The following is a 12981-nucleotide window of genomic DNA, read 5'->3' as shown; positions in this document are numbered from 1 at the left end:
CGCAGTGAACCGCTTCCCGGGCGCCAGGCGCCTCACGCTTCCCTCGCCACCGGCCCCCGGCTCCGGGCCGGCCGAGATAGCCGGCGCATTCGTGCTCGGGGGTCTCGCCGTCGGTGTGGTGGCGGGAGTGCTCGCCATCCTCCTCGGGTTGTTCAGCCCGCTGTTGGCGGCCGCCTTCGGCCTTCTCGGGGGGATCGCCTGTGCCGCGGTCGTGTGGCGCCACCCCGGGGAGCGTGGCCGGCCGGCGCTCCCGGACCTGGTCCTCCTGGCTCTGCTGGCGACATGGGTAGTGCTCGGCGCAGGCAACGCCTCCCAACACGTCTTCCCGGGCAGCGATCCGGGGGTGTACGTGAACACGGCGTGGTGGTTGACCGAGAACGGCGATCCCACGGTGGAGTTCGCGCCCGATCTGGTGGCCGAGAGCGTTGGGCGCTTCTCGATGAGCGGGTTCTTCGACGATCGTGGGGACGGCCGGCTCTCGCCGCAGTTCCTCCAGGGTCTCCCGGTCGTTCTGGCGGTGGCGGCCGGAATCGGCGGAGCCGGAGGCCTGTTCCTGGCGCCGGTGCTCCTCGGCGCCGCCGCACTGCTCGCCGTCTACCTGTTCGCCACGGCGCTGATGGGCCGGTGGTGGGCGCTGCTGGCGGCAGCCTCGATGTCGGTGAACCTGGTGTTCGTCCACTTCTCCCGTGACGCCTACACCGAACCGCTGACCCTCGCCCTGATCTTCGGTTCCGGCTGGCTGCTGCTGCGTTCGTCCAGCAGGCGCGCCGAAGGGCTTCTCGCCGGGCTGATGCTCGGCGCCGCCCTGTGCGTGCGGATCGACGCCCTCATGGTGACCACGGTGCTGCCCATGCTGCTGGCGGCGACGGCGCTGCGGGGACGGATCCGGCAGGAGCCGATCGGGCGAGCCGCCGTGGCGGCGATCGCCGCACTGATCCCAGTGGCCCTCGTCGCCTTCGCCGATCTGATGGTGTTCAGCCCCACCTACTGGGATGCGCAACGGGTCAGGCTCGCCCAGGTCGCATTGCTCCTCGCCGCCGGCTTCGGCGGTGTGCTCGTGATCGCCTGGCGGCGACAGAGCCTGGCCCCGTGGCTCTCCAGGCATCGCACCCTGCTGACACGACTGACGACATTCGCCCTCGTCGCCTGGATCCTCCTGGTGTGGGTGGTGCGGCCCCTCGGCCCTCCGGTGCGCTCGACCACCGGGATCAGACCCTTCGTGGGCGACCTGCTCGCCGCCGAGGGAGCGGAGGGGGACGGGACGCGCACCCTCGCCGAGATGACCGGCGTCTGGCTGTGGTGGTACCTGGGCCCGATGCTGCTGGCAGGGCTCGCAGGTCTGGTGATGGTGGCGCGCCGCGCCGTGTCGCGGCTCGACTCCGGGGCGATCCTGCTGGGCGGGCTGATGGCCATGACCGCAGTCGTGTACCTGTGGAACCCGGTGATCAACCCGGTCCAACCCTGGGCGATGCGCCGGTTCATCCCGGTCGTGGTGCCCGGGCTGGTGGTGGCCGGGTCCTGGTGTCTCTCCGCGGTGGCGGCATCGATGCGTCCGGGGAGGCTGCGATCCGGCTTCGCGGTGGTGGCCGTCGCCGTGGCGTTGACCCCGGTGATCAGGCTCCTGCCCGTCGTGGAGACCTCGGAGCAGGCAGGCGGCCATGCCCTGTTGCTGTCGGTCTGCGACGCCATTCCCCCGGACTCGGTCCTGTTCGCCGAAACCTCCCCGCAGACCCGAATCTGGGGGCCGCCGCTGCGCATCTTCTGTGGGAACCCGGTGGTGGTGGGTCCGGTCGATGCCCTGGCTCCGCTGATGGAACAGGCAGCGGCGGCGGGTGGCGACGTGCTGTGGTTCGGTGTCGAGTGCCGTCTTCCCGGGGAGCCGGTGGTGAGCGCAGCCGCCCTGCTGCCGTTGCTGGAGTTCACCGTCACCCGACCCCCCTCGGCGATGGGAACCGATTATCACGGCATCACCGTGGTGCGTCCCCTGGTGCCGAGCCCGACCTGCGCCACCTGATCCGGCTCAGTCCAGGAGGTCCATCACCGCCAGCTGCACCGCCGTCGAGATGATCCCGCCCCCGCCGAGCAGGGTGACCCGTTGCGGCAGCAGGCGGAGCAGTTCCGAGGCGATCACGCCTGGCAGGCTCCCCGGTTCGACGATGAGCAGCGGCGAGTCGGCGAGGCCGGCGGCGGCGCTCCCGGCGAGAGCGTCGGGGAAGTTGTTCCCCACCGCCAGGTACACGTGGGGCACCTCGGGGCCGAAGGCAAGGGCGGAGATGGCGGCGGCGGTGGAGTAGCGGTTGCCGCCGGCGACGCGCCGGGTGGGCGCCACCGCACCGAGGATCGCCTCGACCTCGGCCGACACCGCTCCGGTGCCGCCCAGGATGAGTATCTCGGCGGGGTCGAGCCGGGTGATCTCGTCGAGCACTACTCCGGGCAGCGCGTCGGGCTCGGTGAGCAGCACCGGACCGCCCAGTGCCGCTGCCGCCGGCCCGCCGGCGAGGGCGTCGGCGAAGGATCTTCCGGTGGCCACCAGCACGACGGGGGCGCCGTCACCGAAGCCGAACTTGCTCACCTCCACAGCCGTCGAGTAGCGGGAGGCGCCGGCGAGGCGGATCACCTGCCCGTAGCCGGCCAATGCCTGTTCCACGGTCTCGGAGATGGCGGCGGTGCCGCCGAGGAGCACGATCTGGCTCGGTTCGAGGCGGGCCAGCTCGGCGGTGGTCGAAGACGGCAGGTGGTCGTCGCCGACGAGCAGCAGGGGCGCACCGAGGCGTGCGGCCACCGCCCCACCGGCGAGAGCGTCGGGGAAGTCGGATCCGGTGGCGATGAACACGATGCCGGCGCCGCCGGGGAAGGAGTCCTGCGATACGGCCGCAGCGGTGGCATAGCGGTCGGCCCCGTAGATCCGGCACACCACGTCGGTCTGCTCGCAGGGAATCGCCGCCCCGGCCTCGGCGTCGAGCAGCGCCTGATAGGGGTTGACCCGGACACCATGCGGGTCGATCAGTTCGAGATGGAGGTGCGGGCTGGTGCCCTCGGCATTCCCCGAGTCGCCCACCCACCCGATCAGCTGCCCGGCACTCACGTGGACGCCGGGCACCAGGCCGTCGGCGATCCCCCAGCCCTGGCCGTCGTCGGTCCCCGGGCTGTCGTTGTTGAGGTGGATGTACCAGGTCGACCAGCCGTCGTCGTGGTCGATCACCATCGAACAGCAGTTGCCCGGGTAAGGGTTGTCGGGATTCGACGACCAGTTGATGTACCTGATGGTGCCCGAGTTGGTGGCGAGGATGGGGACCATCTTGGCGGCCATGATGTCGGCGGCGTGATGGATCTCTCCGGGGTCGCAGCATCGGGATGCGTAGAAGGTGTCGGTGAAGGAGTTCGGCCCGTCCACCGGGAACACCATCGGGTACTGAACCATCTCGCCGTGCTCGTGGTCGGGTCCACTCGGGTAGGGGGGTCCGTGGTGGGCGGCGGCAGGGGCCGCCACTGCCGTTGCCAGCAGCAGCGCCGCCAGCATGCCCCGGTACAGGGCTCGTTCGAATCGGTGACGCGGCATCGAGTCTCCATCGGCAGCAGGCATCGCGCGCCTTGAATGGCCAGGATGCCCCATCTCCGAAGTTGTGCCCCGTCAATCGGGTCGGGCGGCCGCCCAACCGATCAGTGCATCAGGGTCTGCATCTCGACCTGGACGGCCACTTCCACGGCGCCGGAGCCTCCGAGGATGGTGAGCGCCTCGGGAGCGATTCGGACGATCTCGGTGCGGGTGGGACCGGAGAGTGCCGCCGGGTCGGTGATCACCAGGGAGGCGCCCTGGTTGGCGGCGGCTGCGGCGCCGGCCAGGGCATCCGGGTAGTTGGTGCCGGTCGCCACGTACACGTGCAGTGGCGTGAAGCCGTCGGGGAAGGCGTACTCGCCGATCAACCGGGCGGTGTCGTAGCGGTTGCTGCCTCCCCGACGCACAGGAGGTTCGGTGGCGTAGGCGGCGAGGGCGGTCTCCACCGAGGTGGACACGGCGGCGGTCCCCCCGAGGATCACGATGGTTTCCGGCTGCAACCGGTTCAGCTCGGCGATCGTCTCCGACGGGAGCGAATCGGGTCGGGTCAGGAGCAGCGGGGCGTCGAGGTGGGCGGCGGCGGGACCGCCGGCGAGGGCGTCGGCGAAGCCGGTCCCCGTGGCGACGAACACGGTGGTGACCGGACCCGGGTCGGGGTACGCCGCCTGGCTGATCAGGGCGGCGGTGTGATAGCGGTTGCTCCCTCCGATGCGTTGTGGCGGGTTGGTGGAGTAGGCGGCGAGGGCCGTCTCCACGCTGCCCGACACGGCTGCGGTTCCGCCGAGGATCAGGATGTCGTCCGGGGAGAGGCGGGAGAGCTCGCTCGCCGTGGATCCCGGGATCGAGTCGGTGTCGACCAGGAGGATCGGCGCCCCGAAGCGGGCGGCCGCTGCGGCCCCGGAGAGGGCGTCGGGGAAGTCCCTCCCGGTGGCGACGATCACCGTGGATGCCCCGCCGGGGAACACGGCGCGCGACACCCTGGCCGCCGTGTCGAAGCGATCCGCCCCGGCGTGCCGGCGCATGACGCACGACGACGCCACCGAGCCGGGGTCGCCTAGGGTGACGATCCCGGTGCCGTACTCGTTGTCGGGCCCGGGAACCCCTGCGTCGGCGACGAGCGTGGCGAGGAGGGCCCGGGTCTCGGACTCGGACAGGCACGGGAACGCCGAGCGCACCAGGACGGCCGACCCGGCGGCGTGCGGGGCCGCTGCCGATGTGCCGTAGAACCCGAACGGGTACTGCATCGTGGACACCCCGTCGTACCCGGCCAGGTCGGGCTTGGTACGGCCGTCCCAGGTGGGCCCCTCGGAGGAGAACACCTCCTGGATGGCGGTCCCGCGGTATGCCGCCCCTGCGGCCAGCACCCTGCTGAGGGCGGCGGCGTCGTTGAGGCTCGACTCCTGCACCTGGAGGGCGGCCTCGATGTCGGTCCCGGGAGCGAAGATGTCGATCTTCATGGTCGGGGGTATCGACGCCGCGCTCTCGTCGTCTCCGAGGCGGACCTCGATGGTGAAGGTGCCGCCGTAGGGTGTGGTCACCTCCTCCAGAGGGGGCTGGCTGCCGTTCTGATCCTGGGTCGACGAGTCCAGTTCGACCCCACCGTCGAGGAGGAACAGGTCGAGGTCGATGTCCGTGGTCGGCCAGTCGTCCCAGCGCAGGTAGACGGTCTGGCCGGCGGGTGCCGGCGAGACCGTGATCTCCTGGTTCAGGGTCGGCCCCGGGTCGAGGTCGAGGCGGCCATCGGTGCCGGTGGTCCAGGTGCCCAGCCAGTGCTGCTGGCGGTAGTTGCCCGCCGAGTTGACCCATACGACCCCGGAGTCGACGATCTGGTCGATGTGCCAGAGGTACCCGACCGGGTCGCTGCCGTCGAGGGGGCCGGTGTTGAAGAACCCGAGCGACTGGTTGACCACGTCGATCCCGTTGGAGGCGGCGTAGGCGACCAGGTCGGAGCCGTCGCCGCTGGAGCAGGTGCGGTAGAGGAACATCTCGGCGCCGGGCGCCATGTCGTGGACGATCTCGGCCACGGCGGTCCCATGGTTGGTCGCCGTCTCGATCGAACCGCCTCCGCAGGTGGGCCCGACCCTCGTCCCCTTGGCAACGGGCAGGTCGTCGTTCGCCACCGCGGTCGAGTACCCGACGAAACCCTGGTCGACGACCATCACCTGGATGCCGGACCCGTCCATCCCCTCGGGGAACCAGCCGGCGGCGCCGTGGAGCGACACGCCCTCCGAGACGTTCCCCTCGGTGTGGGGGGTGGCGCTCGCCGCAATGAAGCCGACGGCGGCGTGATCGGCCAGGGCGAGCAGCGAGCCGACCGGCACCTGGGCGATCACCGAGCCGCCGGTTACCGCCAGCACCATGCCCCCCACCGCCTCCACCGCCGCGGCCGTCTCCTTCGCAGAGCCGCTGGGGAGCACGGTCACCGGAATGCGATCCGCCGAGAAGCCCTCGTTGGCGATGCCGGCCGGTCGGCCGACGACGAGATCCTGCAGTTCTCCTGCGAGCCTCTCGTGACGCCTCCCTTGCGGTTCGTCGGCGTCCACTGCGGACGGGAGCAGTGAGGCGCCGAGCAGCACCAGGACGATGACCACGCCGCGCCTCATCGGTCTCCCTCTCTCCGCGACGCCGATTATGGGGGCGGCGGCCTCCGGCGCACGGCGTTTGCGCCGCCCTGCGAGGTTCCTCACCGCATGAAGTCGGCCAGCGACTCGGCGACGGCCGTCGACACCACCGCCGTTCCGCCGAGGATCACGATACGGCGGGGTCCGATGCGAGTGAGCTCGGCGATCACCGCAGTCGGCAGCTCACCCGTCTTGACCAGGAGCACCGGTCCCGGCGAAAGGTAGGTGGCCGGACCTCCGGCGAGGGCGTCGGGGAAGTCGGTGCCCACTGCCACGTACAGGGTGGAGGTGTCGGCCGGGAAGGTGGCCGCAGAAACCGCCGCCGACAGCTGGTAGCGATCGGGCGCCTCGATCCGCTCCACGGTGGGCGCCAGCGGTTGCAGGGCGGTGAACACCGACGGGCTCACCGCAACCGTGCCGCCGACGACGACGATCCGGTCGGGCGCCAGGCGCTGGATCTCGGTGGCCACCACGCTCGGCAGCGAACCCGATGGCACCAGGAGCAGCGGCCCGCCGGCGGCGATGGCAGCCGGCGCCGCCACCAGGGCATCGGGGAAGTTCTCGCCGGTCGCCACGAACACCGTCGTCGCCCCGTCGGGGAAGGCGGCCTTGGAGATCTCCACTGCGGTGGCGTAGCGATTGGCGCCGGCGCGGCGGGTCACCCCGGCCGCCGGCAGGGTGTTCGACACCTCGGTCAGGACGGAGTCCGCGATCGCAGCCGGCCCACCGAGGACCACCACCGTCTGCGGGGCGAGACGCTGCAGCTCGACACGAGTGGCATAGGGGAGGGCATCGGCCTGGACCAGCAAGATGGGCGCCCCCTCCGCCGCCGCAGCCGGTCCCCCGGCCTGGGCATCCGGGTAGTTGGTCCCCACCGCCAGGTACACCACCTCGGCACCGTCGGGATGGGTCTGGCGCGAGACCTCGGCGGCGGTCTCGTAGCGGTTGGCCCCGGCCCAGCGTTCCGGTTCCAGGAACCCGACGAACGAGTAGATGTAGTGGCCCCGCAGTCCGAGACGGGAGCGCAGGGTCCCGATGGTGCCTTCGCCGGCGGCCGGGGCCCGGCTGACGAACTGCTTGGTGACCACCTGCCCCCCGACCAGTCCTTTGACCTCGATGCGACTGGGGCTCCCTGAGGAGTTGTGCGCCTCGACGGTGATGGCGATCACCTCGGTGAGGCCCCCGAACGCCGGCTGCTCGCCCGAGGTGAGTGCCGTCACGATCTGGGCGGCGGTGCGGGTGTGCCGCCACCGGATGCTGGTGTACTCGGTCGGGGTGGTGGCGTAGAGGGCGCTCCACGGGTCGGGCTTGGTGGCCAGGTAGGCGTACTGCTGCTGGTACTGCGTCCCGCTTCCCCACACCTCCCAGACGTTCTCGGTGGCACCGCCGCTGGACGAGAAGTAGTAGGTCTCGGCGATGTTGTTGGTGCCCGCCGGGTACATCACCACCTGCCCGGCGGTGGCGTCGACCGCGGCGCGCCAGCGGTGCCCGTCGGTGGAGTTCCCCTCGTTCAGGCTGTGCCACCCGCGATACGACTGGTCGTTGGTGTCCCACACCAGGTGGCAGGAGCAGTCCGACCTGAGGCCGCCGCGCGACTTCCATGCCCCGTAGGTGCGCGCCGCCACCGCCTGGGCCTTCAGCGCCTCCATGTGCCAGGACACCGGCACCTCGGCGATCCCGTACATGTACTCCTCGAGCGAGAGGACGATGTTGATGTGGAACCCGGTGCGGTTGACTCCGTTCCATTGGCGAGACACCGGGGCGATGAACTCGACCCTCCCCCGGGCGAATGTGCGGCCGACGTCGCTGCCCGGGAACTGGACCCGGACGTCGGGCTGGCCACCCCACTGCAGGCTGACCCCGCAGTCGGTGGCGTGCTGGTACACCGACACCGAGTTCTGGGTGATCTCGCAGTGGCCCTCTGACTCGTTCCACGCGTACCGCCAGGTCTCGCCGGGTGCGGCGGTGAAGGAGCATCCGCCGAGGGTCTCGCCGGGCAGGCAGATGGAGACGTTGCCGCCGATGGCGGTGAAGTCCTGCCACAGGAAGGGTCGGTACTGGTACTCGGTGCCCACCAGCACGTAGTTGATCCCGATGCGCAGCGGATCGGGGACCGGGGTGCCGGCGACGCCGGAGGCGGTCCCGAACCCGATCCCGGTGTACCAGTACGAGAGGATCTGGTCGTATGTGAACCCGCCCTGGTCGGCCATGCCCTGGGCGCCGTACTGGGGCATGCCGATCCCGTGACCCCACCCGCCGCCGTCGATGACGATCTCGGTCTCGGGCGGGACGGCCGACGCCGGAGCCGGGAGGAGCGCGGCGAGCAGCGCCATGGCAATGGCGAGGGTCTTCTGCAGGGTCCTTCTGCCGATCATCGGTAGCACCGGCCTTCGTCGTCGGATGCACTCCCGGTCGGCTCCGGGAGGACCGACCCTAGGTGTGGTCCGCCGTTATGCGGTGTATTCCATCGACATCGGCAGCCTGCGTCGGAGACCTGAGCGGGCGGCCCGAAGCCTGGTGTGGCACCTCTCGGAGAACCGGATCCCGGACCCCCCACTACTCTCGCGCCGCCTTCTGAGGAGCGACCCAGTTGAGGATCACCGTCATCGGAGCCGGATACGCCGGGCTGGTCACCGCCGCCGGCTTCGCCGAGTTGGGCAACGACGTCGCCTGCGTCGAGCGCGATCCGGATCGGGTCGCCACGCTTCGGGCCGGCCGGTCGCCGATGTACGAACCGGGCCTCGATGGGTTGCTCGCCGCCGGGTCCGGCTCCGGGAGGCTGCGCTTCCTCCTGCCCTCTGAGGCCGGGCCGGCGCACGCCGCCGCCGAGGCGGTGTTCATCGTCGTGGGCACTCCCCGTCTGGACGACGGGGGAGTGGACCTGAGCCAGGTGTGGGATGTGGTCGGAGCCATGGCCCCCGACCTGTCGCCTGGCGTGACGGTGGTGGTCAAGTCGACTGTGCCGGTGGGCACCACGCGAGAGGTGGGCGATCGGCTCGCCTCCCTTCGCCCCGAACTCCGATTCCACATGGCCTCCAATCCCGAGTTCCTCCGCCAGGGGGCCGCCGTCGCCGACTTCCTCGGTCCGGACCGCATCGTGGTCGGGGTCGACGACGATGCCGCTGCCGAGGCCATGCGCCATGCCTACCGGCCGCAGGTGGATGCCGGGGTTCCGTTCATGGTCACCGCCATCGAGTCTGCGGAGCTGATCAAGTACGCCGCCAACGCCTTCCTGGCCACCAAGCTCTCGTTCATCAACGAGATGGCCGACCTCTGCGAGGCCTCCGGCGCCGTCATCGACGAGGTGGCTGCGGGGCTGGGAATGGACCGGCGCATCGGCCCGGCGTTCCTGAAGGCAGGCCCAGGGTTCGGCGGCGCCTGCCTTCCCAAGGACACCCACGCCCTGCGTCACACCAGCGACTCATTCGGCACCGGCTCCCGGATCGTCGGAGCGGCGCTCTCGGTGAACGAGGAGCGGGTACACCGCATGCTGGGGAAGGTGGAGGCTGCTATCGGGGCCCCGATCGCCGGCAAGAAGATCGGGGTGCTCGGCATCACCTTCAAGGCCGAGACCGACGACGTTCGGGAGAGCCCTGCGGTGGAGATCGTGAGGGAGATGGTGGCGGCGGGGGCGTCGGTGCGGGTGTTCGACCCACAGGGGATGGACCGGGGACGGTCGGTGCTTCCCGAAGAGGTCGAGTACGCCTTCGACGCCTACGACGCCGTCGGCGGAGCCGATGCGGCCGTGATCGCAACCGAGTGGCAGGAGTTCGCCGCCCTCGACCTGGAGCGGCTCGCCGCCGTGCTCGAGAGGCCCGTCCTGGTCGACTTTCGCAACCTCGTCGACCCCGCCCGGGCGGCGGCCGCCGGGCTCTCCTACGCCGCCATCGGCCGCCGGCCGGTGTGAGCGCACGAAGGACGGGCCGGCAATGCTGCCGGCCCGCCCCTCGCTTCGAATCTGCCCCCGGTCAGAGCCCGAGCAGGGCCTCGAGGGCTTGCTGGACCGCCGAGTCGACGGCGGAGTTGCCACCGAGGATCACGATCGTGATCGCCCCCAGGCGGGTGATCTCCGAGGCGACTCCCTGCGGGAGGCTCCCCGGGGTCGCCAGCAGGATCGGCGCTCCCTGACCGGCGGCGGCGGCCGCCCCGACCAGGGCGTCGGCGAACTGCCAGCCGGTGGCCACGAACACCTTGGAGCTTCCGCCGGCGAACGCCTCGGCGCTCAGGGCGGTCCCGGTGTCGAATCGGGTGGCTCCGGAGATCCGATCGATGTCGGGGGCGAGCCCGGCCAGGTCGGCGACGACCGCATCCGAGATCGCTCCCGGGCCGCCGAGGATGATGATCCGGTCCGGGGAGAGCCGGACGATCTCGGATCGCACTGACCCGGGCAGCTCGTCGGGCCTGGTGAGCAGCACCGGCCCCCCGAGCTTGGTGGCGGCCGGCGCCGCGCTCAGGGCGTCGGCGAAGCTCTCGCCGCTGGCCAGGATCACCACCGCCGCCGAGCCGTCCGTCGGGAACGCCTGACGGCTGATCTCGACGGCGGTCTCGTATCGGCTGGGGCCGGCGAGCCTGACCGTCGGGGCATAGGTTGCCAGCTCTTCCGCAACGGATTCGGGCACGACCGCGACACCGCCGAGGATCACGATGGTCGACGGATCGAGGCGCGTCAGCTCGCTGCGGATCTCCTGCGTCAGGCCCTCGGGTGAGGTGAGCAGCAGCGGTGCGCCGAGCTTGCCTGCCGCCGCCGCCCCGGCGGCGGCATCGGGGAAGTTCAGCCCTGTGGCGATGAACACCACATCGACGGCAGCCGGATCGGTGAACTCGCCGCCGGAGAGCAGGGCGGCGGTCTCGTAGCGGTGCTTCCCGCCGAACCTGCCCACCGAGGCTCCCTGCTCGGGGGTGCCCGCCAGCTCGGTGGCGGCGCCGGCGCCGGCGGGGTTGACCGCAGCCACCCCGAAGGTGTACTCGGTGCCTCCGACCAGGCCGGTGACCGTGCAGCGCCACCAGTGGGCGACGTGATCACCCTCCGGGTGCCAGTGCTCCGGCGTGCATCCGCTGGCGAAGTCGGTGGTGACCGTGTACCCGGTGACCGGCGATCCGCCGTCGGCAACGGGCTCCGCCCAGGCGAACACCAGGCTCCCCGGTCCGGCGGTGACGCCGAGGTCGACGACCGGCCCGGGGACCGTGAACGGGGTGACGGTGCGGATGACGGACCACGCCCCGGCCCCCTGGCCGTTGATGGCGGCAACCCGCACCTCGTACTCCTGGCCGTTGGTGAGTCCGGTGAGCGTGGTGGAGGTCTGGGCGGCGGACCCGATGCTCTGGTCGCTCCAGCCGTACGGCCCGGCTGGCCGGTAATGCACCACGTAGCCGGTGATGGTGTCGCCACCGTCCCCTGTGGGCGCGTCCCAGTCGAGTTCGGCCACGGTGTTGCCACCTCCGGCGGTGTGCAGGTCGGGGGCGGTCGGGGACCCGACGCCTGTACCGGTGGCGGGATCGGACCAGGCTCCCTGTCCGGCGCCGTTGATGGCCGCCACCCGGAACTGATAGGTGATGGCGTCGATGAGGCCGGTCACTTCGGTCGAGGTGGAGGTCGAGGTGCCGTCGACGAAGGGGATCCAGTCGCTCCCGTTGGTCGAGTACTCGATGACGTAGTCGACGATCGGCTTGCCCCCGTCGTCCGCCGGGGCGTTCCATGACACCTGGACGACGCCGTCACCGGCGGCGTCCACCGCCGAGGTGATGGTGGGTGCTCCCGGGACGTTGATCCACGATGTGGTGATCGCCGACCCGGCCGATCCGCCACCGGAGAGGGTCATGGTGACGGCGATCCGGGTGGTTCCCACGGAGTGGCCGGCGAAGGTGAACTGGTACTCGCCATTGGTGTCGGTGGTGGCGGTGCCGGAACCGGCGGCCGTGGTGACACCGGTGATCTCCCACGAGAAGTCGGTGGCGACCAGGGCGTTGCCGTCGGCGTCGGCAGCGGTCAGGGTGAAGGTCTCGGTGGTGCCCACCTCGGCGTTGGCGGGGCCGTCGAACGAGATCTGCGGGAAGCGGACGTTGGCCCCGCCGATCGCCACCAGCTTGCCTCCGCCGTCGGTGAGCTCGGTGAGCAGCGGGAGCAGCGGCGTTCCGGTGAGGTTGCCGAAGGTGTAGTGGTTGATGGCGCTGACCAGCTGGTTCTCGGTCATGTTGGGGAAGAAGGTGGCGCCGTCGGCGGTCACGTACGAAGAGCCGGTGCCCCCGTAGGTGACCGTCACCGTCGGGAACAGGTCTCCCAACCAGTTGAAGGAGTGCCCGGTGGCGAACAGCCCGCCGCCCCGGTTGACATGGAAGGCGATCGCCGCCCCCCACTTGTCCAGCTCGTCCTCGACGGCCTGGGGGAGTGTCCCGTCGTCGTCGGAGCAGACGTGGACATGCTTGTAGTTGTTGGTGGCGATGCCGGAGAAGAGGGTTTCCACCTCGAGTGCCGTGTCGAACTGCTCGAAGGTCTCGCCGGTGGTCATCGAGTCGAGCATCGCCTTGCAGGTTCCGATCACGGCAACGGTCGAGTTGTGCGAGTAGCCGGACGCCAGATTGGAGTCGAGGCTGGAGTAGACGTCGCGGATGTACTGCGTGACCGAGGCGGTGTGGTCGGCCGGGTCGTTGCCGTCGAGGATCACCGGACCCCCCGGCGCCGGCGCCGCCGCCTGTGTGGCGGGTGGCGCCCAGAGCAGTGCCGTCACGACGAGCAGTGCCGCGGCGAGCACCGATGCCAGGCGTGGAACAGGGGAAACGTTGGGGTTGTCGATGGTCATCACGCTC

Annotated in this window: 6 protein-coding genes; 2 read left to right on the top strand and 4 right to left on the bottom strand. The window is 70.8% G+C overall.

Translation table 11 applies throughout. From position 1 onward, the window contains the following. The first annotated feature begins 4 nt into the window (after window positions 1-4). Window positions 5-2014 (top strand): glycosyltransferase family 39 protein, encoded by a 2010-nt coding sequence (locus QY307_06020; protein WKZ81657.1) that lies wholly within the window; start codon window positions 5-7, stop codon window positions 2012-2014. Window positions 2015-2020: 6 nt separating this feature from the next. Here the strand turns inward: QY307_06020 and QY307_06015 are convergent, their stop codons facing one another. From QY307_06015 to QY307_06005, 3 genes are all read right to left on the bottom strand, one after another. Beyond that, on the bottom strand, window positions 2021-3559 hold the full coding sequence (locus tag QY307_06015) for a cell wall-binding repeat-containing protein (protein WKZ81656.1): 1539 nt from the start codon (window positions 3557-3559) through the stop codon (window positions 2021-2023). A 101-nt stretch (window positions 3560-3660) separates the two neighbouring features. Further along, the gene (locus QY307_06010; GenBank protein ID WKZ81655.1) at window positions 3661-6159 is read right to left on the bottom strand and encodes a cell wall-binding repeat-containing protein; all 2499 of its coding nucleotides are present in this window, start codon (window positions 6157-6159) and stop codon (window positions 3661-3663) included. Between the two features lie 80 nt (window positions 6160-6239). Then, window positions 6240-8552, bottom strand: coding sequence for a cell wall-binding repeat-containing protein (locus tag QY307_06005; GenBank protein WKZ81654.1), 2313 nt, complete (start codon window positions 8550-8552; stop codon window positions 6240-6242). A gap of 215 nt (window positions 8553-8767) precedes the next feature. On the opposite strand from QY307_06005, the gene QY307_06000 reads away from it, so the two are divergent. Then, a complete protein-coding gene (locus QY307_06000) occupies window positions 8768-10084 on the top strand; it encodes a UDP-glucose/GDP-mannose dehydrogenase family protein (protein ID WKZ81653.1) in 1317 nt (438 codons plus the stop codon). Window positions 10085-10145: 61 nt separating this feature from the next. Here QY307_06000 and QY307_05995 read toward each other — a convergent pair whose 3' ends face one another. Next, entirely contained in the window at window positions 10146-12974 is a 2829-nt protein-coding gene (locus QY307_05995) for a cell wall-binding repeat-containing protein (GenBank protein WKZ81652.1), read from the bottom strand. Window positions 12975-12981 lie beyond the last annotated feature (7 nt).

The sequence above is a fragment of the Acidimicrobiia bacterium genome, assembly GCA_030584185.1.
In the GTDB taxonomy this organism is placed as follows: domain Bacteria; phylum Actinomycetota; class Acidimicrobiia; order Spongiisociales; family UBA11373.
The sequence above is the reverse complement of the archived record's forward strand: the minus strand, read 5'-3'. Positions and strand labels throughout refer to the sequence as shown.

What these genes read in the sequence shown, in the direction of transcription:
- QY307_06010 (WKZ81655.1), bottom strand. Translation starts at nt 6,159, where the DNA reads ATGAGGCGCGGCGTGGTCATCGTCCTGGTGCTGCTCGGCGCCTCACTG.
- QY307_06015 (WKZ81656.1), bottom strand. Translation starts at nt 3,559, where the DNA reads ATGCCGCGTCACCGATTCGAACGAGCCCTGTACCGGGGCATGCTGGCG.
- QY307_05995 (WKZ81652.1), bottom strand. Translation starts at nt 12,974, where the DNA reads ATGACCATCGACAACCCCAACGTTTCCCCTGTTCCACGCCTGGCATCG.
- QY307_06005 (WKZ81654.1), bottom strand. Translation starts at nt 8,552, where the DNA reads ATGATCGGCAGAAGGACCCTGCAGAAGACCCTCGCCATTGCCATGGCG.